The sequence below is a fragment of the Ruegeria sp. BF12 genome, assembly GCF_056538705.1.
Genome location: NZ_JBQFTP010000004.1, coordinates 1 through 26090 on the forward strand (window position 1 = coordinate 1; position 26090 = coordinate 26090).

The 26090-nt window shown below is 58.6% G+C and carries 28 protein-coding genes; 17 read left to right on the top strand and 11 right to left on the bottom strand.

The window, feature by feature from the left end; genetic code table 11:
• The coding region (locus ACR0J0_RS08335; protein ID WP_480662894.1) for a transposase at positions 1–266 on the top strand (266 nt) is incomplete at its 5' end.
• Between the two features lie 39 nt (positions 267–305).
• On the opposite strand, the gene ACR0J0_RS08340 is transcribed toward ACR0J0_RS08335, so the two are convergent.
• Positions 306–1562, bottom strand: coding sequence for a tetratricopeptide repeat protein (locus ACR0J0_RS08340; protein ID WP_480662896.1), 1257 nt, complete (start codon positions 1560–1562; stop codon positions 306–308).
• A 238-nt stretch (positions 1563–1800) separates the two neighbouring features.
• Here ACR0J0_RS08340 and ACR0J0_RS08345 point away from each other — a divergent pair, with 238 nt between their 5' ends.
• Positions 1801–2730: a transferrin-binding protein-like solute binding protein gene (locus tag ACR0J0_RS08345; RefSeq protein WP_480662898.1), complete on the top strand. Its 930-nt coding sequence runs from the start codon at positions 1801–1803 to the stop codon at positions 2728–2730.
• 97 nt (positions 2731–2827) lie between these two features.
• Here ACR0J0_RS08345 and rpe read toward each other — a convergent pair whose 3' ends face one another.
• Entirely contained in the window at positions 2828–3523 is a 696-nt protein-coding gene (rpe, locus tag ACR0J0_RS08350; protein ID WP_480662900.1) for a ribulose-phosphate 3-epimerase, read from the bottom strand.
• 165 nt (positions 3524–3688) lie between these two features.
• Here rpe and phnC point away from each other — a divergent pair, with 165 nt between their 5' ends.
• From phnC to ACR0J0_RS08375, 5 genes are all read left to right on the top strand, one after another.
• A complete protein-coding gene (gene phnC, locus ACR0J0_RS08355; protein WP_480662902.1) occupies positions 3689–4510 on the top strand; it encodes a phosphonate ABC transporter ATP-binding protein in 822 nt (273 codons plus the stop codon).
• 65 nt (positions 4511–4575) lie between these two features.
• Positions 4576–5478 carry a phosphonate ABC transporter substrate-binding protein gene (gene phnD, locus ACR0J0_RS08360; RefSeq protein ID WP_480662904.1) on the top strand — a complete coding sequence of 301 codons (903 nt, stop codon included), beginning with the start codon at positions 4576–4578 and terminating at the stop codon, positions 5476–5478.
• Positions 5479–5545: 67 nt separating this feature from the next.
• Positions 5546–6427, top strand: coding sequence for a phosphonate ABC transporter, permease protein PhnE (gene phnE, locus ACR0J0_RS08365; RefSeq protein ID WP_480662906.1), 882 nt, complete (start codon positions 5546–5548; stop codon positions 6425–6427).
• Positions 6424–7791: a phosphonate ABC transporter, permease protein PhnE gene (gene phnE, locus ACR0J0_RS08370; RefSeq protein ID WP_480662908.1), complete on the top strand. Its 1368-nt coding sequence runs from the start codon at positions 6424–6426 to the stop codon at positions 7789–7791. Before phnE (ACR0J0_RS08365) ends, phnE (ACR0J0_RS08370) begins: the two co-directional genes overlap by 4 nt.
• A 23-nt stretch (positions 7792–7814) precedes the next feature.
• The gene (locus ACR0J0_RS08375; protein WP_480662910.1) at positions 7815–8435 is read left to right on the top strand and encodes an LbetaH domain-containing protein; all 621 of its coding nucleotides are present in this window, start codon (positions 7815–7817) and stop codon (positions 8433–8435) included.
• A 155-nt stretch (positions 8436–8590) separates the two neighbouring features.
• Here ACR0J0_RS08375 and phnF read toward each other — a convergent pair whose 3' ends face one another.
• On the bottom strand, positions 8591–9301 hold the full coding sequence (phnF, locus tag ACR0J0_RS08380) for a phosphonate metabolism transcriptional regulator PhnF (protein WP_480662912.1): 711 nt from the start codon (positions 9299–9301) through the stop codon (positions 8591–8593).
• 103 nt (positions 9302–9404) lie between these two features.
• Between phnF and phnG the strand changes: the two genes are divergently transcribed.
• From phnG to ACR0J0_RS08420, 8 genes are read left to right on the top strand one after another with little or no spacing between them, the layout of a single operon-like run.
• The gene (phnG, locus tag ACR0J0_RS08385) at positions 9405–9863 is read left to right on the top strand and encodes a phosphonate C-P lyase system protein PhnG (protein ID WP_480662914.1); all 459 of its coding nucleotides are present in this window, start codon (positions 9405–9407) and stop codon (positions 9861–9863) included.
• A complete protein-coding gene (phnH, locus tag ACR0J0_RS08390) occupies positions 9863–10438 on the top strand; it encodes a phosphonate C-P lyase system protein PhnH (RefSeq protein WP_480662916.1) in 576 nt (191 codons plus the stop codon). Before phnG ends, phnH begins: the two co-directional genes overlap by 1 nt.
• Positions 10439–10441: 3 nt before the next feature.
• Complete coding sequence (locus ACR0J0_RS08395; RefSeq protein ID WP_480662918.1) at positions 10442–11533, top strand: carbon-phosphorus lyase complex subunit; 1092 nt, start codon at positions 10442–10444, stop codon at positions 11531–11533.
• Positions 11530–12126: an HAD family hydrolase gene (locus tag ACR0J0_RS08400; RefSeq protein WP_480662920.1), complete on the top strand. Its 597-nt coding sequence runs from the start codon at positions 11530–11532 to the stop codon at positions 12124–12126. The genes ACR0J0_RS08395 and ACR0J0_RS08400 overlap by 4 nt, the downstream gene beginning before the upstream one ends.
• Positions 12123–12983: an alpha-D-ribose 1-methylphosphonate 5-phosphate C-P-lyase PhnJ gene (locus ACR0J0_RS08405; protein WP_480662922.1), complete on the top strand. Its 861-nt coding sequence runs from the start codon at positions 12123–12125 to the stop codon at positions 12981–12983. Before ACR0J0_RS08400 ends, ACR0J0_RS08405 begins: the two co-directional genes overlap by 4 nt.
• A complete protein-coding gene (gene phnK / locus ACR0J0_RS08410; protein WP_480662924.1) occupies positions 12980–13750 on the top strand; it encodes a phosphonate C-P lyase system protein PhnK in 771 nt (256 codons plus the stop codon). The genes ACR0J0_RS08405 and phnK overlap by 4 nt, the downstream gene beginning before the upstream one ends.
• 11 nt (positions 13751–13761) lie before the next feature.
• Complete coding sequence (phnL, locus tag ACR0J0_RS08415) at positions 13762–14445, top strand: phosphonate C-P lyase system protein PhnL (protein ID WP_480662926.1); 684 nt, start codon at positions 13762–13764, stop codon at positions 14443–14445.
• Entirely contained in the window at positions 14442–14990 is a 549-nt protein-coding gene (locus tag ACR0J0_RS08420) for an AAA family ATPase (protein WP_480662929.1), read from the top strand. The genes phnL and ACR0J0_RS08420 overlap by 4 nt, the downstream gene beginning before the upstream one ends.
• Here ACR0J0_RS08420 and ACR0J0_RS08425 read toward each other — a convergent pair.
• Complete coding sequence (locus ACR0J0_RS08425; protein ID WP_480662931.1) at positions 14972–15655, bottom strand: DUF1045 domain-containing protein; 684 nt, start codon at positions 15653–15655, stop codon at positions 14972–14974. The two genes, ACR0J0_RS08420 and ACR0J0_RS08425, sit on opposite strands and share 19 nt — an antisense overlap.
• 52 nt (positions 15656–15707) lie before the next feature.
• Here ACR0J0_RS08425 and ACR0J0_RS08430 point away from each other — a divergent pair, with 52 nt between their 5' ends.
• Positions 15708–16847, top strand: coding sequence for an alpha-D-ribose 1-methylphosphonate 5-triphosphate diphosphatase (locus ACR0J0_RS08430; protein ID WP_480662933.1), 1140 nt, complete (start codon positions 15708–15710; stop codon positions 16845–16847).
• Here ACR0J0_RS08430 and ACR0J0_RS08435 read toward each other — a convergent pair whose 3' ends face one another.
• From ACR0J0_RS08435 to ACR0J0_RS08465, 7 genes are read right to left on the bottom strand one after another with little or no spacing between them, the layout of a single operon-like run.
• A complete protein-coding gene (locus tag ACR0J0_RS08435) occupies positions 16848–17324 on the bottom strand; it encodes a class I SAM-dependent methyltransferase (RefSeq protein WP_480662935.1) in 477 nt (158 codons plus the stop codon). It lies immediately after the preceding gene.
• A gap of 14 nt (positions 17325–17338) precedes the next feature.
• Positions 17339–18091: a polysaccharide deacetylase family protein gene (locus ACR0J0_RS08440; protein WP_480662937.1), complete on the bottom strand. Its 753-nt coding sequence runs from the start codon at positions 18089–18091 to the stop codon at positions 17339–17341.
• Positions 18088–19230 (bottom strand): glycosyltransferase family protein, encoded by a 1143-nt coding sequence (locus ACR0J0_RS08445; protein ID WP_480662939.1) that lies wholly within the window; start codon positions 19228–19230, stop codon positions 18088–18090. The genes ACR0J0_RS08440 and ACR0J0_RS08445 overlap by 4 nt, the downstream gene beginning before the upstream one ends.
• Positions 19227–19811, bottom strand: coding sequence for a histidine phosphatase family protein (locus ACR0J0_RS08450; RefSeq protein WP_480662941.1), 585 nt, complete (start codon positions 19809–19811; stop codon positions 19227–19229). Before ACR0J0_RS08450 ends, ACR0J0_RS08445 begins: the two co-directional genes overlap by 4 nt.
• Positions 19808–20884, bottom strand: coding sequence for a glycosyltransferase family 4 protein (locus tag ACR0J0_RS08455; protein WP_480662943.1), 1077 nt, complete (start codon positions 20882–20884; stop codon positions 19808–19810). Before ACR0J0_RS08455 ends, ACR0J0_RS08450 begins: the two co-directional genes overlap by 4 nt.
• Complete coding sequence (locus tag ACR0J0_RS08460) at positions 20884–22131, bottom strand: glycosyltransferase (RefSeq protein ID WP_480662944.1); 1248 nt, start codon at positions 22129–22131, stop codon at positions 20884–20886. The genes ACR0J0_RS08455 and ACR0J0_RS08460 overlap by 1 nt, the downstream gene beginning before the upstream one ends.
• A complete protein-coding gene (locus ACR0J0_RS08465; RefSeq protein ID WP_480662946.1) occupies positions 22128–23342 on the bottom strand; it encodes a glycosyltransferase family protein in 1215 nt (404 codons plus the stop codon). The genes ACR0J0_RS08460 and ACR0J0_RS08465 overlap by 4 nt, the downstream gene beginning before the upstream one ends.
• A 365-nt stretch (positions 23343–23707) precedes the next feature.
• On the opposite strand from ACR0J0_RS08465, the gene ACR0J0_RS08470 reads away from it, so the two are divergent.
• Positions 23708–26083 carry a mechanosensitive ion channel domain-containing protein gene (locus ACR0J0_RS08470; protein ID WP_480662948.1) on the top strand — a complete coding sequence of 792 codons (2376 nt, stop codon included), beginning with the start codon at positions 23708–23710 and terminating at the stop codon, positions 26081–26083.
• Positions 26084–26090 lie beyond the last annotated feature (7 nt).

A 26090-nucleotide genomic window follows, 5' to 3' on the forward strand; every position in this document is an offset into this window, starting at 1 on the left:
ACTGGCTACTTGGGGATCGCGGCTATGACGCCGACTGGTTTCGAGAAGCGTTAAAAGACAAAGGGATACGCGCCAGCATCCCCGGCCGTAAACAACGCAAGACCCCGGTCAAGTACGATAAGCGTAGGTACAAACGCCGCAACTGTATCGAGATTATGTTCGGCAGACTCAAGGACTGGAGACGCGTCGCAACCCGCTATGACCGCTGTCCCAAAGTACTCCTTTCTGCCATCGCGCTCGCAGCAACCGTAATCTATTGGTTATGAATCCTGACCCTAGAAATCTTGATCAACCCTGCTTGCAACTCAAAACCTACGTTCAAGCCCAAGCTCAAAATCAGTTTCTGAGAAACTGTAGGCATCGATGCCGGAGTTTGTGCGGCGATACGCGACTTGTGCAAAGGGCGAAAAACCATTGCCGATAAAAAGGTCGTTTTTTTCAACTCTTAACGTCGAACCCCAAGTGATTTCATCCGGGTCTCCAGTCAGCAAAGGGCTCGGTGTCTTAAACGCTGTGCGTTCGAGATAAGCGGAGGGGCGATATGTGAATCCCCCGCGTGCATTATATTGGCCAAACAGAGTCAGTCTTTTGCGGGTGTAGTTTTCGAGGTTGGCGTCCACGGATTTGTCCTGCACAAAAGCACTCAGTCCAATTACGCCACGTCCACCTACTGATCGCCGTAAGCCCAACTCGCCTTCAAAACTGTGTCCGTCCAGCGCGCTAGATCTGGGGCTATGCAACTTGAAACCGCTGATGGCACCAAAGACGGAGACACCCAGCAAGTTGCGGCGCTCGAACGCTGCTTGCAGTCCGACGCGGTTCTCATAGACGTTCCCCCCGATCAACCGGGTGGCCAGAACCGGCCCAAATGAACTCGTCGTGTATTGCGAAAGAGCGCGCAGCCCAAGACGTCCCACGAAGATATAATCATCATGTTGCGAAGTAGGTGCTTCGGTGAGGTCAAAGTCTACCGAGGCAAAAGCGACCATTTGTACATTAGGAAGGGAAATATTGAGCGGCTGTCGAAAATTGGCGGCACCCGTTGCACGCAGCCCTATCTCCGTCGAGGTGTCGCGGTTTAGAGTAAAAGGCAGATCCAGCCCGAAGAAGTTGAGTGTTATCGAGTCTGTATCGTATCTTCTGTTGTTGCCGACTTGCGTGAACCCGATGCTGAGATCCCAGTCAAATCCACGCCGTGCGTCAATTTCGCGTATAAAACCCAATACGCGAGCCCGTACAGGATCTGGAAGATCACCAGAGAGAACGGTGAAAAACTCATTTCTGGCGCGGGTCCACTGTCTGGCCATGAAAAATGCACGGGCCAGTTCCAGGCGAACCCTGATCAGGTTCGGGTTTGTCGCCAGAATAGTTGAGAACTTTTCGATCGCGGACTGGGGTCTACCGTTTTCGAGGTCAGAAAGCCCGCTCAGAAACAAGGATTCGATCTCGATTTCATCTGCAAGCAGTGCGGTAGACGTTGCGACGCTTGACTCGGCTTGCAGTCGCCCGGCAGTTAGACTCGTCAACAAAAGACATGTGAACACAAGTAACAGCCGTATCATACCAGATTCCATTGATGAGTAATTCTGTGGTGGTCTGAAAAGGCTTGGTTGGGCGAGCTAATAATTTGATTTAATTTTGTTTTAGGTATTGCGTTGCCGGAATATTTCTGTCCCTCACCCAATACCTGTCGCATTTCAAACACCAAACAGATAGTCCTTTAGATTGAAATGTTAACAGAGGTTGCACTGATTAAGGGAGTAACTAATGTGCCGTTAATACATTGACTATGGAGCAGTTATGAAATCCCGAATTAGTTGCCGGATTGCAGCATTTATTCCGGTTGTTCTTTTGAGCGCCTGCGGTGGTATCGCGGGGCTTGATATAGATCTTAGTGACGACGACGATAGTAGTAGTACGCCTTCAGGCGGCCCGATTTCCACCATACCGGCGGAAAAAATTGTTCTTCCCCAGAATGGTACGGCGACGCTCAATGGGCGGGCTGTGGTCCAGGCGTTTACTACAGATCAGTCGACCGGAAACATCACGGCACAGGGGCAGACCGGTCCTGCATCCTCCACAATGGTCGTTACGACCAGCGCAGGAAACATTGTCGCTGCCACTGCAAGCGCGGCTGGTTCCGTTGCTGAACTTGACGGACGCGCAGGAGACACTGTCGACCAGGGCACTGTAGTTGTTGCGATCAACTCGCCTGATCGGGACAAGGCGGTCGTGCTTGTCGACCCGTCCAGAGCTACTTTTGAATATCAGACGTTTGGGGTCTGGTTAGAGGGGCGGGGAGAGGCCAACGGCACTGCAGGTGCTGGTTCGTGGGGGTCGGTCACCCCGACAGCAGATATGCCCAGTGGAGGGACCGCGCAGTACACCGGTGCAAGCACAGGAATCGCGCGCCTTTCTGATGGTGATAACTACCAGACTTCATCGGCCATCAATGTAACTACAGATTTCTCAACGGCGACCATAACCAGTAAGAACACATCTGTGGACAGTTTGCGAGTAGGTGGCACGACACGTGCGGCCCCCGAACTGGATTTCTCAGGGACAGGGAACGTCTCGAATTCGGGGTTTACGGCTAATATCTCAGGTTCTGCGACAAGCGGCCGAGCCGATGGTGTGTTCTATGGGCCCAAAGCCGAAGAGGTGGGCGGCACATTCAGTGCAACCGGTTCCGGTGGCGTTGCATATATAGGTGCATTTGGGGCGGATTGATATCTGAAGAGAGCCTTTGGCAAACAAAGGCTCTCGCTGCAATTGGTACGGGATGGCTAAGTTTATGCCAGAGCCGGAGAACAGTAGCGAAAAGCGTTCACTCGGCGATCTTTATTGCCGCCGCAGCAGTTCGAATAGCCTGAAGATTCTCACCGTACACTTCGGGCCGGTCGACCGATCCGCCTTTGAACACGGCAGATCCAGCCACAAGCACATCCGCTCCCGCTGCAGCAACTAATGGAGCGGTTCGAGGATCGACCCCACCGTCGATCTCGATATGCACCGGGCGGTCTCCGATCATCTGGCGTAGCTTGCGAATCTTGGCGGTCATGTCGATGAACTTCTGCCCGCCAAAGCCGGGGTTGACGGTCATGACACAAACCAGATCGGTGAGGTCCAGCAGGTGCTCGACCGCCTCGGCCGGAGTGCCGGGGTTCAGTGCAACACCTGCTTTCATTCCGGCCGCGCGGATGGCTTGCAGGGTGCGGTGCGTGTGCGGACCGGCCTCGACATGCGCCGTCAGAATGTCTGCTCCTGCATCTGCATAGGCCTGAATGTAGGGATCAACCGGCGCGATCATCAGATGCACGTCCATGACCGTTTTGACATGCGGACGGAACGCTTTGACCGCTGGCGGGCCAAAGGTCAGGTTTGGCACGAAATGCCCGTCCATAACGTCGACATGGACCCAATCAGCCCCTTGGGCTTCGATAGCCTGAATCTCGGCGCCGAAATTGGCGAAGTCGGCGGACAGGATCGACGGGGCGATCTTGATGCTGCGGTCAAAGCTCATGGTTGGCCTCATTTGGATAGCGTGTTGGCACCGCATATAGCGGCGATATGCAGCGATGGGTAGGCCCCTTGGGCCGCAACGGCGTTTACAAAACTTTCACCCAACCGACACATAGCCGTTGAATCTCATCTGTAGCTGACCGCCAACACGAATTGGGGGTGGCACGTGCTGCGCATAGAGAAATTGACCAAACGCTTTGGCGACAATGTTGCCGTAGATGCAGCGACACTGGATGTAGACAAGCCTTGCATGATCGGCATCATCGGGCGGTCGGGCGCGGGCAAGTCGACCCTGCTGCGGATGATCAACCGCCTGACCGACGCAAGCAACGGCGAGATTCTGTTCGAAGGCCGCGATGTCACCAAACTGAGGGGCCGCGAGAAACGCGCGTGGCAAGCCGATTGCGCGATGATCTTTCAGCAATTTAACCTTGTACCGCGCATGGACGTGGTATCGAACGTGCTGCACGGCACGCTGAACCGTCACTCGACGCTGGCGACCATGTTCAACCTGTTCCCGATGGAAGACATCCACCGCGCGATCGACATTCTGGATCGTCTGGGGATTGCCGAACATGCGCCCAAACGGGCCGAGGCGCTATCGGGCGGTCAGCAACAGCGTGTCGCCATCGCGCGCGCCCTCATGCAGGATCCCAGTATCATTCTGGCGGACGAACCCATCGCCTCGCTTGACCCAATGAACGCGCAGGTCGTGATGCAAGCCCTACGTCGCATCCACGAAGAGGACGGCCGCACCGTCATTGCCAACCTGCACACACTGGACACTGCCCGCCGCTATTGCGACCGCGTGGTCGGTATGCGCGACGGTCGTATCGTATTCGACGGCCTGCCCGAGCAACTGACAACGGGTGTCGCCCGCGAAATCTATGGAGCCGATGCCAGCTTCTCGGAAGAGGCGACCTCGACCGAGATCGAAACGCTGGACGCGACCCAGAAGGCCCTGATGGAAGCCGAGGCCACCATCTAAGCCCGATCGACCCCTTTCATCGACCGGCCGATGAAAGGCCGGCGCATCAAACCGGAGAGAGACAGATGAAAAAACTGATTGCTGCCCTGGCGGCCACAACCGCGATGGCCGCGCCGGCCATGGCTCAGGAAATCAGCGAATTCCGCATCGGTATCCTGGGTGGCGAGAACGCTCAGGACCGTCTGAATAACAACGAATGCCTGCGCGAATACGCCGAAGAAGCACTGGGCGTTGAAACCAAGCTGTTTGCCCCCGCTGACTATGACGGCGTAATCCAGGGTCTTCTGGGCGGCACTATCGACATGGCGTGGTTGGGCGCGTCGAGCTATGCAAAAACCTATTTGAGCGACGCCGAAGCGGTTGAGCCGGTACTGGTCAAAGTCAACACCGACGGCGGCTACGGCTATTATTCGATCGGTTTTGCCCGCAAGGACAGCGGCATCGCCTCTCTGGAAGACATGAAGGGTAAGACCTTTGGCTTTGGCGACCCGAACTCGACCTCTGGTTACCTGATCCCGTCCATCGAAATTCCTGCGGCTACCGGCGCGACCATGGACTCGGGTGATTACTTCGGCGAAGTGAAATTCACCGGCGGCCACGAGCAGACCATCGTTGCAGTGAACAACGGTGACGTTGACGGCGGCGTAACCTGGGCCGACGGTCTGGGTGACTGGGAAGACGGGTATCAGTCGGGTGCGCTGCGCCGTGCCGTCGATGCCGGTCTGGTCGACATGAACGACATGGTCGAAATCTGGAAATCCAAGCCGATCCCGGAAGGCCCCATCGTTTTGCGCAAAGCTCTGCCTGTGGACGTCAAAGAAAAGATGACCGCCCTGATGGCCGGTCTGGCTGACAAGGACCGTGACTGCTTCTACGGCGTTGCAGCGGGTGAAGCGAAAGCATTCGAGCCGATCACCCACGATGCGTATGAAATCATCATCGAAGCGCGAAAGCTGAAGTCCAACTAAGCCTGCACACCCATTGATCGGGGTCCGGTGACAAATCGGGCCCCGTTTTTCCACTCAGGAGCATTCCATGACAGACCTGACCGCAGGGTCCCCCAGCGTCGACCAGATCCGGGCCGACTATACCGAGATGACACGACGCAAGCGGGTCTATGGTGGTATCCTTCTGATCGTTTTTGTGGCCCTGTTGGCCGCAGGTTTCCGCACAGCTGACGATCGAAACGCTGGCAGTTTTATCGACGGTTGGCACCGCATCTTCGACTACCCAACCGAGGTTCTGTCAGAGGCGTGGGATAAAATCGACGCGCTGCCTGCCAATCTGGTCAAGTTCTTTCCGGCACTGGTCGAGACCCTCAACATCGCCGCCGCATCGACCCTGACCGGAACTATCGCAGGGACGTTTCTGGCGCTGATGTCCACCCGCGGCATGGCGCTGTGGCCGTCGCTGATCCCGCTGTTTCGCCGCATCGCGGACATCTGCCGCGCGGTGCCTGAAATCGTGATTGCCCTGGTGCTGATCTTTGTTCTGGGCGGTGGCCCGGTTCCGGCGATGATTGCCATTGCAATCCACACCGCAGGCGCGCTGGGCAAACTGTTTTCCGAAGTGAATGAGAACGCCTCGCTGAAACCGGTCGAGGGTCTGCACTCGGTGGGCGCCAACTGGTCGCAACGGATGTACCTGGGTGTCATTCCTCAAGTCGGTCCAAATTATGTCAGCTATGCGCTGTTGCGGTTCGAAATCAATATCCGCGCCTCGGCCATTCTGGGTTTCGTCGGTGCGGGCGGTCTGGGCTATGAGCTGCGGAACTCGATGTCCTGGGGGCAGGGACGGTATGACGAGGCTGCTGCCATCTTCCTTCTGCTGTTCGTGACAATCGTCGTCGTCGATCAAATCTCGGGTCTCCTGCGCGAGCGTCTGACCCATGGTTCCGAAAAAGGAGCGCGGGCATGAGCACCTTCGCCACCGACTTGTCCATTTACGAACTGAAGGCCGAAGCCGACCGACTGTTCAACCGCAAACGTCTGGTGAATTTCGGCCTACCCGCGCTGGTGCTGGCCTATCTGACCTATGTGTTCTTTGCCTTTGACGTACCCGGTCTGACCGAGCGGGCCAACTGGGACAACGGCCAGACGCTGATTGCCGACAGCTATAGCTACAAAACCCATATCGAGCGCGACAACCGCACAGGCGAGGTTTCGGCTGCCGTCGAAGGGGAACGCAAAGGCCGCTACCCGGAAGGGCAGGCCCCGGAGTGGGTCAGCCTGGGGGAAACCACGGTCATTGATCTGGAAGACGGCCATGTCGTGCGCTTTGGACCCGAGACTGTAGAATACGATATCCCGGGTTACGGCACGGTCCGTGCGACACCGACTCGCTCATCGGGCGTTCAGGCTGAACTACCGGGCGGAGATGTCCCGGATTGGATCAATGTCTCGAAAAACCGGATGGCAATCACTACGGAAGCGGGGCGCCTGACGGTGACGCGTAATCGTTCCGAGGTGTTCCGCTACTTCAACGGGTGGGAATTGTTCTGGTTCACCCTCGATAGCCCCTACTATCGCAAGTCCTTCACTGAGTTGGCCGGGTTGGCCGCTCAAGGTGAGGCTGGAGAGATTTTCAACGATTTCTGGACCAACAAGATGTGGCGGCACCAAGACGTTGCATGGGCAATCTTTGAAACCATCCTGATGGCTTTCCTTGGAACATTTGGTGCCGCGATGGTGGCCCTACCGTTGGCATTCCTCGCCGCTCGCAATTTCAACCCTCTAAGGTCGCTCAGATTTGCCACTCGTCGCATCTTTGACTTTGTGCGAGGCGTGGATGCGCTGATCTGGACAGTTATACTGGCGCGGGCTTTTGGCCCCGGACCATTGACCGGCGCACTTGCCATGCTGGTGACTGATACGGGTACTTTCGGCAAGATTTTCTCAGAAGCGCTTGAAAACGTCGACCAGAAGCAGATCGAAGGGGTTCAGTCCACAGGCGCGAATGCCCCGCAGCGCTATCGCTTTGGTGTGATCCCGCAGGTGACACCGGTGCTGTTGAGCCAGCTGCTTTACTTCCTTGAGTCCAACACCCGTAGTGCGACAGTGATCGGCGCGATCACGGGCGGTGGTATCGGCCTGCTGCTGACGCAGGCGATCATTACCCAGAAGGACTGGGAGGAGGTCGCTTACTACATTGTCCTGATCATCCTGATGGTGATGCTGATGGACTGGTTCTCGGGCTGGCTGCGGCGGCGGCTCATTCAGGGAGAAACCGGCAAAAAGCGTAAGCCCAAGGACGCTAAAGCGAAGTCGTTCCCGCTGCCATGACCATAGTTAAGGACAAACAGACCATGGCGCGACTGCGTTTAGACCAGCCGTTCATCCATCCGGAGTGTCAGATCACCGCCAGTTACTTCGGCGAATTCGTCGAAATCGGCGCAGGGACCCGTGTGGCGAATTCGACTTTTGGCGACTATTCCTACTGCGACCGTACCTGTGACATCGCCAATGCGGAAATCGGCAAGTTTGCCAACATCGCCAGCTTCACGCGGATCGGTGCAACGGATCACCCGATGGAGAAAGCGTCGTTACACCATTTCCTCTATCGCTCGGCCGACTATTGGGACGATGCGGAAGACGACGCAGAATGGTTCGAGTGCCGCGCCAGCCGCATAACTCGGATAGGCCACGATACGTGGATCGGTCACGCGGCGATCATAAAGCCCGAAGTGACCATCGGCCACGGTGCGGTCATAGCTTCGGGTGCGGTCGTCACCAAGGATGTGGCACCATATACCATCGTAGGTGGTGTCACGGCTGAGCCGATCCGGGGCCGGTATCCGAAAGGCGTGGCCGAGCGTATGATAGCTTTGGCCTGGTGGGATTGGGACAATGCCCGCCTGCGCGCGGCTCTGCCGGACTTCCGTGCATTGAGCGCGGAAGCGTTTCTGGACAAGTACGAAACGGTTTGAACGGCCGTGAGGCGAAAACTCCCGCGCCCGCGTCCGCATCGGCTGCGCCGACGCAACCTGGCGGCCTTGGGCTCGGCGCCGCGCTTTGCGCGGCGCTATGCCCAACGGGATGAGCCCTCCGTGAGGAGGTCGAAGAGGGGCGGGAGCGTTGCCGCCTAATCTTCGTTCAAAGTCAGGGTAACCCGGTCTCCGGCAAAAACAGTCCGTCCGAACTCAACAGGCAACCCGTTTGGGTCCGCGTTTATTCCAACAGAATAGAGAACCGGCGTGCCTTCGGGCAGGCGCAGGTGCAGAGCTTGGGTCGCCGTGGCTGCGCGGGCAGTCAGGCGCGTTGAGATACGTGTGTAGTCCGCAACACCGCATTGCTGCAGGGCTTTGGTCACGGACTGAGTGTCTGACAGGGCTTCAAGAATTTCGGGCAGGCGTTCTGCGGGGAAGACGCTTTGAAACAGGCCGATCGGCTGCCCGTCGGCGAGGGAAAGCCCGTCATAGACATGCACAGGATCACCAGCGGCAATCTGTAATGCCTCGGCTTCGGTTCCATCCGCTGTGCGCGTGGTCAGGGTCAGGATTTTCTTTCCGGGAATCTTGCCACTGGCCGAAATACTCTTGTGGTATCGCACGCGTCTACCAATCGCATAGTCGGTTGGTTGTGCGGCCACAAAAACACCGGCGCCGCGGCGGGCATGAACCAGGCCTTGTTCGGCCAAATCTGACAGGGCACGTCGCACCGTGTGGCGGTTGACCCCATGTTTGGCGGCCAGTTGCGCCTCGGTCGGCAGGCGATCACCAGTGTTATAGCGGCCTTCGGCGATGTCGGATGTCAGGCTCAACGCGATGCCTTTCCAGACGGGTGTTTTTCTCATGTCATCAAAACTTCACAAGGATGCGGATTGCGAGTCGCCGTGGTGGGGTGTAATATTTGTCTAGTTGTATAGATCAAGTAGACAACCCGGCCAAGAGGCTTTGATGGCAGATCAGACAAATATTGAGAATGCAGCACGGCAGGGCTGGATGGGCCTGCTGGCGCGTGCACCCGAAGGGGCGCTGATGGCGCTTTGGGACAAATACGAAGCTTGTCCAGATTTCGAGTGGCTGCGCAGCCCCGAAGTCGGTGGCGTGATGGTTCGCGGGCGCACAGGTGGTACCGGCGCACCGTTTAACCTTGGAGAAATGACCGTCACGCGCTGCTCATTAGTACTGAACGACGGAACAGTCGGGCACGGATATGTGCAAGGCCGTTCCAAGCCCAAGGCCGAGGCGGCCGCGCTGATCGATGCCTTGATGCAGACCTCGGCTGCAGATGCTGTTCGTGCGCAGGTGATCGCGCCGCTCAACGATCAAATGCAGGCCGCCAAAATGGGCCGAGCGGCCAAGGCCGCAGCAACGAAGGTCGAGTTTTTCACCATGGTCAGGGGAGAGGATTGATGAGCACGCAGTCCCAGTTTTCGGGTGGGTTTCAGAACGCGCCGGTCGATGCCGCCCACGCGTTTCGTGCCGCCATGACCGTGATGGCCCGGCCGGGCGAGATCCGTCACGTCACCGGTGGCCAGCCGCCAGAACCCCTTTCGGTCGCAGCGGGAACTCTGCTGCTGACACTGTGCGATCCGGACACAAAGGTTCATCTGGCGGGCGCAGCTGATACGGATGCCGTACGCCATTGGCTGACCTTTCACACAGGGGCGCCTCTCTCGGCGCCTGCGAACGCAGATTTTGCGGTCGGGACTTGGTCGGAACTTGGGCCATTGAGCACATACCGTATCGGGACGGCAGAACACCCGGACCGGTCAGCAACCCTGATTGTTGAATGTGACGACCTGCAACAGGCGGGAGCTGTCTTGCGCGGTCCGGGCATCAAAGACACGGCGCGTCTGACCTTGCCGGACGTTGTGGCGTTGCAGGCCAACGCGACTTTGTATCCGTTGGGGTGTGACTTCTTTTTCACGTGCGGTGACAGGGTTGCAGCCCTGCCGCGCAGCACGCAGATCAGTTTGGAGGTCTGAGCGATGTATGTAGCAGTCAAAGGTGGTGAAAAGGCCATCGAAAACGCGCATTCCTGGTTGGCCGAGGAACGGCGTGGCTCGACTGATATTGCCGAACTGAGCATCGCGCAAATCCGTGAGCAACTCAGTCTGGCGGTCAACCGAGTTATGGCCGAGGGCTCTTTATACGACCCCGATCTGGCTGCGCTGGCGATCAAACAGGCGCGCGGCGATCTGATCGAGGCGATCTTTCTGATCCGGGCCTATCGGACCACGTTACCGCGATTTGGGTATTCCAATCCGGTTGAAACAGGCGAGATGGCCTGTGACCGCCGTATCTCGGCCACGTTCAAAGACGCGCCGGGCGGTCAGGTCCTTGGACCAACGTTCGATTACACACACCGGTTGCTGGATTTCAAACTGGCCGCCGACGGTGAGGTTCCAGCCGCGCCCGAGGGGCAACCTCGCATGGAAGCAACGCCGCATATCACCGAATTCCTCAAGGGAGAGGACATTATTCAGGATGATCCAGTCAGCAATGCGACGCCTGGCGACCTGACGCGTGAACCGATGGAGTTTCCGACGAACCGCCCCCTGCGCCTCCAATCGCTGACACGCGGGGACGAAGGGTTCGTGTTGGGCATGGCCTATTCGACCCAGCGCGGCTACGCCCGCAACCACGCCTTCGTGGGCGAATTGCGCATCGGAAAAGTCGCGGTTGAGATGGACATCCCCGAGCTGGGTTTCGCCATCGAGATCGGTGAAGTCGAACTGACCGAATGCGAGACGGTGAACCAGTTCAAAGGATCCAAGACCGAACCGCCGCAATTCACGCGCGGATATGGGCTGGTATTCGGCCAGTCGGAACGTAAATCCATCGCGATGGCTCTGGTCGATCGCGCCCTGCGTTGGGAAGAGTTGGGTGAGGACAATCTGGGCGCTCCTGCGCAGGATGACGAATTTGTCCTCAGCCACTCAGACAACATTCAGGCCACCGGTTTCCTCGAACATATCAAGTTGCCGCATTACGTGGATTTTCAGTCCGAGCTGGAACTTGTCCGCAAACTGCGCCGTGAGGCCGAAGAGCGGATCACACCGAAGGAGGCTGCGGAATGAAGGCTGTCGTTTTTGATATCGGTGGAGTGTTGGTCGACTGGCAACCCCACCTTGCTTGGGCTGAAGAGTTGGGTTCAGAAGAGGCTGCGCATGCGTTCATTGAACGCACGGATTTCCTGGCCCGCAATGCCCGCGGAGATAGCGGCGAACGCTTTGCCGATCTGGCACTGGAGCTTGAGGACCCGCGGGATCAAACCCTGTTTGCGGCTTATGTCGAACTATACACGCGTACCGTCGAAAACCCGATCCACGGTACATGGGATGTGCTGGACCGGCTCAAGATGCGTGGAACTCCGGTTCATGCCATCACCAACTGGTCAGCTGAAACATGGCCGGAAGGGTTGAAGGTTCACCCGCGTCTTGGCGAAGTTTTCGGAACTCTTGTCGTTTCGGGGCAGGAGTGTGTGATGAAGCCCGATGCGCGGATTTTCGAACTGCTTTGCGAACGGGCAGGTATCGCGCCTCAGGACTGTGTGTTCATCGATGACGGTTTGCACAATGTCGAAGGCGCGCGCGCTGTCGGCATGGACGGCATACACTTTACCACTCCGCGAGCGTTGGAGGTTGAGTTGACCGAAAGAGGTTTCCTATGAGCGAGTATAATTTCGCCTATCTGGATGAACAAACCAAACGAATGATACGCCGTGCCATTCTCAAAGGGTTGGCGGTGCCGGGTTATCAGGTGCCGTTCGCCAGCCGCGAAATGCCGATGCCCTATGGCTGGGGCACCGGTGGGGTGCAGGTCTCGGCAGCGACCCTGACGCCCGAGGATACGTTCAAGGTGATCGATCAGGGTGCGGATGATACGACCAACGCCGTTTCTATCCGTAAGTTCTTTGAAAACACCGCAGGTGTTGAGACCACGGAAGAGACCGAGAAGGCAACGGTCATCCAGACACGCCACCGTATCCCCGAGGCTAAGCTGCGCGGGGATCAGATCATCGTCTATCAGGTGCCGATCCCGGAGCCTCTGCGCTTTCTGGAGCCGCGCGAGACCGAGACGCGAAAGATGCACAGCCTCGAGGAATACGGTTTGATGCACGTAAAGCTGTATGAGGATATCAGCCAACACGGTGCGATTTCGACCGCCTATGCCTATCCAGTGAAGGTGTCGGACCGCTATGTCATGGACCCGTCGCCGATCCCGAAATTCGACAACCCCAAGCTTGAGATGGACGCGATCCAGCTATTTGGCGCGGGGCGCGAGCAGCGGATTTACGCGGTGCCGCCGCATACCAAAGTCGTGAGCCTCGATTTCGAGGACTACCCGTTCGAGGCGACCAAGGCCAATCATCCCTGCGACCTATGTGGGGCCGAAGACAGCTATCTGGACGAAGTGATCATGGATGACGCGGGCAACCGGATGTTTGTCTGCTCGGATACCGATTATTGCCGGTCGCGCCGCGAGGCGGGCCAAGTAGGTCGACTGGCCGAGGAGGACGCGGCATGACCCCCCTGTTGCAGGTCAAAGGCATCGAGAAACGCTATGGCGCGCGGATCGGGTGCACGGATGTAAGCTTTGATCTCTATCCCGGCGAGGTGATGGGGATCGTGGGTGAAAGTGGCTCGGGCAAGTCCACCTTGCTGAATTGTATGGCCGGGCATCTGGAACCTGACGCCGGGCGGGTGGTCTTTGACACACGTGCCGATGGGCCGGTGGATACGGTCACCATGTCCGAGCCCGAGCGCCGGATGCTGAGCCGAACGGACTGGGCCTTTGTGCACCAACATGCCCGTGACGGTCTGCGGATGTCGGTCAGCGCTGGCGGTAATATCGGTGAACGCCTGATGGCCGTCGGCGACCGCCACTACGGCGCCATCCGGGACCGCGCGATCGACTGGCTGGGGCGAGTCGAAATCGACGAGACCCGCGTGGATGACCGCCCAACAGCCTTTTCTGGCGGGATGCAGCAGCGGCTGCAGATTGCGCGTAATCTGGTGACCGGACCGAGGCTGGTGTTCATGGACGAACCGACCGGCGGGCTGGATGTCTCGGTACAGGCACGTTTGCTGGATCTGCTGCGCGGGCTGGTTCGTGAGATGGGGCTGAGCGCCATCATCGTCACCCATGATCTGGCCGTGGTGCGTCTGTTGGCGGACCGGCTGATGGTCATGAAAGGCGGTCATGTGGTCGAAGCCGGGCTGACAGATCAGGTTCTGGACGATCCGCAACATGCCTATACGCAACTGCTGGTCTCCAGCGTTCTGCAGGTTTGAAGGTGAAGGCAATGATTGAACTCAAAGATGTCAGCAAAAGCTTTACCCTGCACAATCAGGGCAGCGCAGTTATTCCTGTGATGACAGGTGCGACACTGAAAGTGGCGCCCGGCGAGTGCGTTGCCCTGACAGGGGCATCAGGGGCGGGGAAATCCACGCTGATGCGGGTGATCTACGGAAATTACCTGGCCGCTTCGGGGCGGGTTCTGGTCGACGGGCTGGACGTTGCGCAAGCTGAACCTCGCGAAATCCTTGCGCTGCGGCGCGAGACCTTGGGCTACGTCAGCCAGTTCCTTCGTGTTGTACCACGGGTTCCAACGCTTGAGGTAGTGGCCGAACCTTTGCTGGCCATCGGCTGTGATAGACAGGTTGCGCTGGACAAGGCCGCGGGGCTGCTGGCGCGATTGAACATTCCAGAGCGTCTGTGGACCCTCAGCCCGACCACCTTTTCGGGGGGCGAACAGCAGCGGGTCAATATCGCGCGCGGATTTGCGCATGAATATCCTGCGATGCTGTTGGATGAACCCACAGCGTCTTTGGACGCACAGAACCGCGAAACAGTGCTGTCCCTGATCGAAGAGGCCAAGGCGCGCGGCGCTGCGATTGTGGGAATTTTCCATGACGTCGAAGCGCGTGACCGTGTATGTGACCGCGAGATTAACGTCTCGGATTTTACTCCGGGGATCGCTGCATGAGCCTTGCTCCGGTCATAGCGGTCGTTGGACCATCGGGTGTTGGGAAGGACAGCGTGATGGAAGCGCTGGCCGCGCATGCGCCGGGGATATCTCGTGTTCGTCGCGTGATCACCCGCCCCGAAGGTAAAGTGGGCGAGGATTTCGACCGGGTCTCGGTCGAAATCTTCGAGCAGATGGTGCTGGACGGCGCGTTTGCGCTGCACTGGCCGGCGCACGGATTGCTGTATGGCATCCCAAAAGAAATCGCAGCGCAACGGCAAGAGGCTGATGCTTTGTTGGTCAACCTGTCCCGATCGATGCTGATGCGGGCGCAGGAGGTTTTTGGTGATCTGATCGTGATCTCTCTGACCGCTGACCCCGAGGTGCTGGCGCAGCGCCTTTCCTTGCGCGGACGGGAAAGCGCCAGTGATCAGGTGCGCCGCTTGGGGCGGGCTGGCATTCCTTTGCCGGAGGGGTTGAACCGCGTGATCGAGGTCGACAATTCAGGGCCGCTGGACGTCACGATAGACACCATTCTCGCCCGACTTCAGCCGGAAAGGGCATAGCGATGGATCAGGTGAAACCGGCCATCTTTGGCTTCGCCCATCAGAGCGAGATCCTTGATCTGAAACGGTTCGGGCAGCAGCGGGACCAGTTGGTCTTCCAAAGCCGCCTGAACGGTGCTCAGTGTAGGCTTGTCCAGCCTGCCGCTGAGAGTGATGTGAAAGCGGAACATATCCATCACGTAGGGATATCCCCATCGAACAAGATTGGCGTCTTGTTCGGGGGTCAAACCGGTCGCGCGCCGACGCGCCAGTTCAGCCTCGGGCGCAGGGGCGCGAAAACGGTCCAGATCGCGGACGCAAGCCGCCGCCAGGTCGTTCAGCCCGTCCGAGTCGCCTGTCGGCCGCAACGCCAGAAAACGACCCAGCCGGGCAATTTCGACTCCGTCCAGGGTCACTACAGGCCGAGATTCTGCCAATCGTTCGCACGCGTCTTTCAGGTCGCCCAACGCCTGCCCATCATTGAGGCGAAACGGCGGCTTCATCGTCGCATGCAGCCCATATTTTCGCGGAACTTCGGTCACGGCCGAAACGTCCACGCCGTCAACGACAGGGTGCGCAACCTCGTTCCCGGATTCCATGTCCCATCCCAGCCATTGGGTTGCAAATTTCGTCCATTCGGCCTCGGCCGGTGGCGCAAAATAGATCGCGTATCGCGTGAATGTCACATTGGCCTCCTATGCGTGGCCTTCCCAATAGCTCAAACGTTGTGAAATTCAGATGACAGAAGAAATGATACTTGCCAATGCCACACTTGTTCTTCCGGATGAGACGGTGACAGGCAGCGTTCGGATTGTGGGTGATACCATTGCTGAGATCGCCACCGGCGCGACAGTTCCGGCGGGCGCGACGGATTGCGAGGGCGATTACATCTGTCCTGGTCTGGTTGAGCTGCACACCGACAATCTGGAACGGCACATCCAGCCGCGTCCCAAGGTCGACTGGCCGCACGCTGCCGCGATCCTGGCGCACGACGCGGAACTGGCGAGCACAGGGATCACCACTGTGTTCGACGCAATGCGGATCGGTTCGATCCCATCCGGCAACCGTTACAAGAAATACGCTCGTGGACTGTCACAAGAACTGTGGGACCTGCGCGAACAGGACGCGCTGAAGATCAGCCATTTTTTGCATCTGCGCGCCGAAGTGTGCTCGGAAACGCTGGTGGATGAGCTGGATGAATTTGGTCCCGAGGACCGGGTCGGGCTTGTTTCACTGATGGACCACACACCCGGACAGCGCCAGTTCCGCGACATGTCGCAGCTTGAAGCCTATATGAAGGGCAAGCACGCGATGAACGACGATGACTTCCTGCAACATGTGGCGCAGCTCAAGGCGCTGCGGGACCGGTTCGGTGACAGGCACGAGATCGAAACCGTTAAGGCCGCAAATCGGTTCGGCGCAATGCTCGCCAGCCATGATGACACGACGGAGGGGCAGGTCCGCGTGTCGGCTGGGCACGGCATCACCTTGGCTGAGTTTCCGACTACAGTTGAGGCCGCACGCGCCTGCCATGATCACGGCATCAAGGTGATGATGGGCGCGCCGAACGTGATCCGGGGTGGGTCGCATTCCGGCAATGTCGCCGCGCAGGAACTGGCCGAGCTTGGCCACCTCGACATCCTGTCTTCGGACTACGTGCCGGCCGCCCTGCTGCTGTCCGCTGCGCGCCTGGGCGAGATGTGGGGCGATTTCGCCCGCGGTATGAAGACCGTGACAAAAACACCTGCCGAGGCTGTTGGATTGGATGACCGGGGCGAGCTGCGGGCAGGCGCACGCGCGGACGTTATCCGGTTCCGCATGCGCGAAGGCGCACCGGCACTGAATGGCGTCTGGTCGCGCGGGCGGCGCGTGGCCTGATCAGGCCCTGTAGAACAGATAGCGATCCGGAGCGATGGTGTCCGGGCCGCCGATCTGGTCAAAGCCAACCAGAGGCTGGCCCGAGATCAGCAGACCCCCGGGCAGCACTACTTGTGCGATCAAAGGGCTGAGGCGCGCCGCTTCGGCAACGTCCTCATCCTTGACGCCGCGCCCGAAATCGTAATGCGCCATGGCGATCGTTGGCCCACCCTCGGCCAGTTTCTGCAGCATCGGTTCGGCCTCGCCCTGCAGAAAGTCCTCTGCCGGAGGCGTACTGGACGGATGACATTGCAGCACGCGGTCCATTACCCAGATTCTTCGGTTCGGCAGGATTTCCCGCAGATGGTCGTAGGTGCGGCCGTTTCCAAGGCCCATGTCCAGCACGTCGCCATCCATGTCGGCAATCTGATCAACTGCCCAGTTCAGACCGTCGCGTTGGGCAGTCAGGCGGCGCAGCATGGAATCCAGTCGGCTCATTCAGGTCTCCGTATTCAATCGCGGGCTACCGACCAGACAAAACCCGGGCCTTTCATAAGCCGGTGCAGCAGGTCGTGAGAAAAGGTCCAGATGTCCTCATCATGAACCAGATGGTGGGTCAAGATACCAAAGGGTTCCGTGTTGTCTGTACGGCCCTCGCGGCGGTCGCGCAGCAGCTGAACCGTTTTGGCGATCAGCGTCTCGGGCGCGGCCAGTCCGCGGGTTCCACGCCAGTCAATCGGATCCAGGTGTGTGTTGATCTGATCCAGCCCCGGGGCGGCCTGCGGGCTTGGTCTTGGCGTCGCGGTCGACAGGATGCGATACCCTGCGGCGGGCAACTCCTTGACAACTTCGGGCGCGATGCGGTTCCAGGGGGGGACGAACATGGGGCACAGCTGATCTGCGAACAGCGTGCGCATGCGCGTAGTCCCGGATTGCGCGTCTTGGACGATTTCGGACAGAGGTCGATGCAGGCGAAACTCGGATTTCTTCTCGCCTTTAGGCGCGTGGTTCTGATGTGCCCATCCATGAACAACAGGGATCAGGTTCGGTCGGGAGGATACGTATTCGACAAGCCCGTCTTCGGCATCGCGTGGAATGATGGCCAGATGAACCGGTACGCCCAGCTTATCCGACATCGCGGAAAGCCGATCCAGGTGTGGCGTCGTTGAAACGGCGTCATCGTCGCGCCACCATATCGGCAGATCCAGCCCTTGCTGGTGCCAGACTTCAAGCTCTGCGGTCAAAGGGCTCCAGTCTGCAATCATGTGCGCTGCTCCCAAAGCCTTTTCGCAATCTGAACGGATTGCGCAGCACCATCGAAACCATGGGTGGAAACCGGGCGCGGCCCGGAAGCAATTACTTCGCTGACGGCCTGAAACAGGGCTTCCCCGTCCAGGGATTTACTTGGCAACACGCCTATTGCCGAAAGGTCCGATAGGGTTTGGCCGCGCAGGCTTTGCTCGACTTCGTTGCCGTCGTCAAACGGGATGAAAACAGCAGGTATCCCAGTCTGCAGAATGTCCAACGCAGTGTTGTAGCCGCACATGCTGACTGAGGCCGCTGCATGGGGCAGCATGTGTCGGAAATCGGGGCGCACGGGTCCCAATATCACTGGGAGGTCACCCGCCAGTTGCGCTAGTTGTTCAATACGCGCCTGTGCGTCCTGCCCGCCCACCAACAGGCGCCAGCGCCTGTTGGGCATCTTTCGGGCGGCCTCGATGGCCGCGCGAAAGATTGGCTGACCTACCGATCCGCCACCGGCGCTGACCAGCACTTCGTCCCTACCTATCGCGTTTGCGTGTGGGGTCGGGGTGGGTGGAGCCACGAAACCGGTGTAAAACAGGCGATGTGCCAATTGCTCGGACACTGGCCAACTGACGTTCAGGGGCACGACATTCTGATCCGAATGTACAAGGACGCCGTCGTAATGCTCCAGAATGATTTTTTCGGCCCGTTCAGCCTTCGAGGGTTTGGACGGCGGCGCCAGAATGTCCCGGATCGATCCCAGAATGACCGGGCGCGGGTTCATGTTCCGGGCTGTCTCCAATGCTGCCGTGAATTCAGCGGCCAGTGACCGTCGACCGAATGGGTAAAGCTCTGTGATCAGAACGTCTGGCTCAAAGGTGCGAATGGCCTCGACCAATGCGGTTTTTCGCGCCTCGAAATAGTCGGGATCGGCGACCGTTCCTTCCTGAGTCAGTAAGCGGGTGAATTCTGTACCATCCGAACGCAGTGGCGGCAGTCCCAACATTGTCATTTTGGTGCTGTCCAGTTGCGGGGCAGGCATTCCGCCGGACACAATGAAGGTTTCGTGCCCATCCTGAACAAAGGCTCGGCCCAAGGTCAAAGCACGGCTGAGATGCCCGGTGCCCAGCAAGTGGGTCACAACGATCATGACCTTCATTCGGGAGCCTCCTGTCGCAGCAGCCGGATCGGCTCAGGGTAGGCGCAGAAGCTATCAAGATCGATGATGTAAAGGCGGTTTCGTTTGATTTTGAAGGGTGCAGGGCCTTCGAAATTCCAACTCCATGCCCCGGCTAATATCACGCGCATGATACCAATGTGGCACACGGCCACCGTGTCGCCCTGCAACCCGTCCAGCCACGGCTGCAGCCGTACCCGGACTTCTGCAGGGCTTTCGCCGTTCGGGGGGCGATAATCCCAACCCCAGTCCTCAATATGGCGGTAACCGCTGTCCGCGTCGGCAATCAGGTCGACACCGCGTTTACCTTCCCAATCGCCCCAGTTCATTTCGGTCAACGCTTCGGAAACGCTGGGTTCTTGCCCTGCCACCAAACGAGCTGTTTCGCTGGCGCGTTGCAGTGGGCTGGACCAGAGAGCCGCCGCACCCCACGGTTCGGGCAGTTGATAACCTGCCAGTTCCGTTCGGGCATCGGCATCCAATGGAATGTCGCTGCGTCCCTGAATGCGGCCCGCGCGGTTCCAATGCGTGTGACCATGGCGCAAAAGGGCAAGCTGGCTCATGAAATGGTCTCCGTCAAAGGTCGGGCCGCCTGCCAGAACCGGTCGGTTGCGCCGGGCATCAGGTGGAGTTCGGACATACGTTTACGGGCCTCGTTGCCCAACGCGCGGCGTGTTGCGATATCTTCAAGCAGCACCCGTATTCTGGCGGCCAGGCCTTCCGCTCCGGCATCGACGGACGGATACTCAGCAGGTGCCAGAACGTCTCGTACACCGGGTCTGTCCTGCGCGACGACGGGTACACCATTGGCCTGAGCCTCCAGATAGACCATGCCATAGGCTTCGTTGACGCCGGGCCAGACCAAAAGTGAAGCGGTCGCGTAAACAGCCTGCAGGGTTTCGCGGTCCAACTGGCCAAGAAACCGGACTTTAGACCCGAATGGGGCCATCAGGCCTTCGACTTCGGACCGGGCAGGACCGTCGCCTGCGATATTCAAGGTCCAATCGCCGGACAGCCGCGTCAGTGCCTGCGCCAGCAGTGTATAGGAGGCAAATTTATCGCCGTGCCGCATCATCCCGACAGCCAACATTGGACCTTCGCAGGTTGACGCAGGCGGTAGGTTATCCATTGGCAGGAATGGCGGCAGTTCGACCAAACTCTGATCGCCGAATTTTTCGCGCTCCAAAGTAATAAGGTCGTTGGCCGTATGGTAAAAAATGATCCGAGCGGCGTTGCAGGCGTCATGTGCGGCCTGCGCGAACCCTGCCCATGGACCGTGCAAACGACTGGTCGCGCGGGTGCTTTCCAATTGAACATAGGGAATTTTCCGCGCGGCGCACACCTTTGGGCCCAGCAGGTCGGGTGCCTTGTAATAGTTGTGGTACGTCACCCACAAGGCCGTGTCCGTGGGCAAATCTACAATTACACGCTGCGCTTCAGTGTCGGCTTCGGCTCGTAATTTGGACTGAACCTGAACGTCGCCAGATTTGTCGTAAATGCGCAACCGGGACACCAGATCGACCCGATCCCCCTGTGCCGCAATGGCCTGCATCAGATTTCGCGCCATTTCCCTGTCGCCCGAAGGCACCGGGCTGTCCGGTGATTTCATCGGAGAGTAAAAGGCGACGCGGGCCATCAGCCTCTGTCCGCGCCCAGCGCACTCAGGCGTTTGGATAAAAGAGCAATGCCGGGATCCATGCGGAACTCGGCAATCAGGCGGTCATAGGCAGCCGCCGCCATCGCGGCCGAGCGTTCGGGATTGGTCGCCATTTCCGTTATGGCGGCTGCAAGAGCAGCCGGACTGTCATCCGACAAAAGCCCATGTACGCCGGTGTCGATGAATTCGGGAATGGCGGAAACCGGAGTCGACAAAACGGGCAGCAGCTGAGACGCGGCCTCCATCAAGACATTCGGCAAACCGTCCCGGTCGCCGTCTTCCGCGATCCGGCTGGGAAGCACGAACAGATCAGACTGGCGCATCGCTTCGATAACCTCGGGTTGATCGCACGCCCCTTTCCAAGTGATCCGATGCGATATCCCGGCGGCTTCGGCCCTGTTGCGCAGCGCATCGCCAAGCGCGCCGCCACCTATATGCGTCCAGTGCCAGTCCAGCGATTCCGGCAGAAGCGCGAAAGCATCTATCAGGCGGTCGAACCCCTTTTTCTCGACAAGGCGGCCAACCGAAACCATGTGAAACGGTCCCTCTGGTTTCCGGGCCTCTCGGGTTGGGGGAGCAGGGAAGCGGTCCAGATCCAAACCGTGGTAGATCAGGTCGACCCGCGCCGGGTCGTCGGCCAGACTGCGCAGGTGCTTGGCCCCGATTGCGGTGCAGGTCGCGCCGAAGGCCGCGCCGTGGGTGTTGGCTTGCAGTTTTTCCGCCTTTTCCCAGTCGGGCGAGGTCCAGATGTCCTTGGCATGTGCGGCAAAGCTCCAGGGCAGGCCGCGCATGATGGCCGTGTAGCGAGCGACCGAAGATGGAGTATGCATGAAATGCGCATACATGACCCGAGTTTCTTGGGGTAATTCGGTGGCCAGAACGCAAGCCTGCCCAAACCGTCGGATCCGGTTATGCGTCGGATCACGGCGTAGATCTGCGCGCCAGACATCATAGGCCTCGGCGTATCCAGGCAGGGTTTGCGCGATGCGACGCCCGGCCCAGACGCGCTCAGGTTCCTCATACAGGTATTCGGGCAGATAGTGCACGTTCCCGTTGAAACGATCATGCAGCGGATGACGCTTGATGTCCGTTGGGTGGCGCAGGGACCAGATATCAAAGCTGTGGCCCGCGTCCTGCAGGGCGACCAGTTCCTGAGCGATGAACGTCTCGGACAGGCGCGGCCACCCTTTGACCAGCACCGCGAGCTTAGGTTTTGCAGAAGTCATCCGGTGGCCCGTTCCCGTTCCCCGCCAAGCAGCGCGTCAACGCGGCTTGTTACATAGTCCAGGCCGTCCAGCAGGCCTTCGCGGATTGCTTGGGACGGCAATGGCTGATGGGGCAGGTTACGGATAGCCTGTATCATGGCATCCGCCGACAGCCCGTCGCGGTTTTCGTCCAGCATCCGAACAAGCCCCAGATCTTCGGCTCGGGACGCCCTGATCCATTGCTCTAGGCGCGGGGTCGTGCGTGGAACGATGACAGCACGTTTGTCGAACGACAGGACCTCGCAGAAGGTGTTGTACCCGCCCATGCAGACCACCCCTGCGGCCCCGGCAAACAGCGTTTCGATCTGGGATTCGAACCCGACGGCTGTGACCCGACCGTTAAGTGCAGCAACTCGCGTCTCAAACTCTTCGCGCAGTTCGCCAGCCAGAAAAGGGCCGTAAACAAGTACGGCGCGCGGCGACAATGTTGGGTCTTTCTCATAGGCGGACAAGACCTGATTGACCATGGCTTTGCCGTCACCGCCGCCACCGGGCGTAATCAGGATGTATGGCTGTTCCGGCGGTTCGCCGACCGGCCCCAGATCTCGCCGCAGATAGCCGGTCCAATGGATACGCGACTGCGCGGCCGGGCTGAGCGGTAGCCCTTGGGTGGGATCATAAATCGAGCGCAGCCCATAGACCCAGATTTCGTCATAGTATCGCTCGGTTGCTTCGATGGCCTCTTTCCGCTCCCATTCGGCCGCCAGAACCTCGGGTTCATCCAGAACGTCGCGTAAGCCAAGAACCAGTTTGGCACGAGGGTTCCGCAGAAGGCTCTCCAAAGTGGGCAGAAGCTCGCTCCGAAAACCGGTCGGTTCCTTGTCGACGATCAACACGTCCGGGTCGAACTGTTGCACCGCCGTCTGGATCAGTCCCGCGCGCAGCTCGGTCACTTCCTCGATGCCCATTCCGATCGTCTGCGCGGCATAGGATCCGTCGGCGCGCTTGGTCACCCCCGGCAAGCGCACGTGATCGACGCGACGTGGAAAGGTGAACCGTCCGGCCACGGGCGATCCGGTCAGGATCAGCGCAGATGCCGACGGGTTAACCTGAGTGATCGCCCCGGCCAGCGCGCGGGAACGGCGCAAATGACCCAACCCGAACGTGTCGTGGCTGTAGAACAGAATGCGCGGCGCACGGCCGGTTATTTCTTTTTGTATTCCTAGGCTCATGCCTTCGCCCGTTTCAGTTTTGGTGCAACTCCGCGCGCTCGCACCAGTATCGTATATTTTTTCCAACCGCTTGCAAAATCACCGGTGTAACCAGTCATTCCCGGCTTTCATTGCGAATTGGTGACATTTTACCAGCCCGGTTCGAGTGCCCGCTCTGTTTTACATCAAAATGTCAACTCGTCCGCCACGCAGCCTGCGCCGGATCGGTCATATTCAGTTTTTGCCGGGTTGAAAACACTTCTATTCATAGCATGGTCTCAGGAACACGGCTTGACACGATATCGAGAAGGCAGGGGTTGATTATTTGAACCCACCAGCCGGCTTCTATAACCTGTGTGGCGAAAGACGAATTGGAAAAATACCCGATGACACGCACATTGCTGGCCGGATTAACGCTTATAATCTGGTCCTTTACCCTGACAATTGTCACCGGGGCTGCGGCGCAGACCTCGCTTATTCCTGGGTATACCTCGGGTACGGACTCCAGCAGTGCAACACCCGACGAAGGTGATCTGGCTGCGGCGATCCGTTCGGCGACCGAAGCCGGGGCCAGTGTGATCGTCATAGACAGCACCGGCCAGATCGTTTCGTCAGGCGGACAAAACACGGCTGCTGCCGGACCTGAGTCACAAGACCCGATGGGCGACGGGTCCCAGCTTATGAAGGCGCAGGAACGGTTCTCGAAGTTCCGAGAGTCGATGAATTCAAGGCTCGAGGCTTTGCCCTATTCGATCTTTGAGGTCCAATACATCCTGCGCCAAACCAGCCCGGACGGCCGGATACAAACTTATGTCGAGGTCCTGTTCTGGAACGTCTTGTTTCTGCTGATCGGCCGATGGTTGTCGATCGAGATCTATGGCAAGCGGATCGCAAAAGGCATTGTTGTTGCCCGATCCAAGGAAGATCCACAGGGTTATCGGGAAAAGATGCCGTTTCTGGTCTTCCGGTTTCTTATGGGGATCGGAGCCACGATCTTTGCAATGTTGATGGCGCTGATCGTCGGATTTCTGTTCTTCGGCGAGGCCGAGGACATTTCGATCCAGTTTACTGTCACGGCTATTTTCACGGCGTTTTTCCTGTCGCGCACCGTGTCAGACCTTTGGCGGATGGTCCTGTCCCCCTATCTCAGCCAATACCGCTTGCCGCCGTTTTCGGACCGTGACGCAAAGCGCTTGTATCGCTGGGCCTCGGCGCTGGCGACCTATGACATTACCGTGGTGCTTTTTGCGACCTGGGTTGCGGATTTTGGGCTGAACTACAACGTCTACGCGATGGTCTATGGCAGCCTGACCATGTTTGGTGCGGTCGGCAATGTCCTTATGATCCTGTTCAACGCGCGTGCCATTTCGAACGCCATTCGCGGTGGCCGGGCGCCGGATCAGGTGTCTTGGATACTTAGGTTCATTTCGTTTGCGTGGGCACCGGCGTTGATCGTGTACATGGTGTTCAGCTGGTTCAAGCTTGCCGTGGATCTGGTTTTGGAAAACCAAAACTCGATCCCGATCGTGGCCAGCAGCTATGCGATCTTCATGTCGGTCGTCATTGCCTATGGTGCCATGAACTATCTGCTCGAGCGGTACTTCGACCGAAATCGCCAGCTTGAAGAACTGAACGCCGAAACAGACGAGGCAGAAGCAGAAGCTGAGGTGATTGAGACACCGCAGTCTGAAATGAGAAAGCACTCGATCCTGACTTACGAAGATCTGGCGCGTCGAGTTGCTGGTATTCTGGCTTTTGTCGTCGGGCTGTATGCGCTGGTGGTGATCTGGAACCCGGATGCCAGCTGGAGTGAGGATCTGCCGATCGAGCGTGCGCTGGATGTAATGGTGATCCTGTTCATTGGGTATATCCTGTTCCATTTCTTCCGCATCTGGATCGACTCGAAGATCGCTCAGGAAATTGACGACGGTGGGGGTGAGGCCGAGCTGGGCGATGAAGGCGGGGAAGGCGGGCAGAGCCGCCTTGCGACGCTGTTGCCCTTGTTCCGCGGAGCCATTCTGGCAGTGGTGGTTGTGACGATCGTCCTGATTGCACTGATGGAGCTGGGCATCAATGTTAGTCCGCTATTCGCGGGTGCCGGCGTTGTCGGTCTGGCGGTGGGTTTTGGTTCTCAGACCCTGGTGAGAGACATCTTCTCGGGGGCGTTTTTCCTGATGGATGACGCATTCCGAAAGGGCGAGTATATCGACATCGGCGACGTGAAAGGGACGGTCGAAAAGATCTCGGTCCGGTCGTTCCAACTGCGCCACCATCTGGGCGCGCTGAACACCATTCCGTTTGGTGAGATCAAGGTCCTGACCAACTACTCTCGCGACTGGGTCATCATGAAACTGCCATTGCGTGTGACCTACGACACCGACGTCGAGAAGGTGCGCAAGCTTATCAAGAAACTGGGACAGGAACTGCTGAGCGATCCTGTGATCGGTGACAACTTCATTCAACCGCTGAAGTCTCAGGGCGTGATCGAGATGCAGGATTCCGCAATGATCATCCGGGTCAAGTTCATGACCAAACCGGGAGATCAGTGGTTGGTACGCAAGAAGGTCTATCAGGACATCCGCGAGTTGTTTGCCCGTGAAGGTATCAAGTTCGCGCACCGCGAAGTCACTGTGCGCCTTGCTGATGGCAAGGAGGCTGAGGATCTGACGCCGAAACAGCGCGAAGCGGTAACCGGTGCGGTGCAGGCTGCGATAGATGAAGACTATCTGGACGATATCGGCCCTGGCGGGGATGACCGCTGACCGGTGC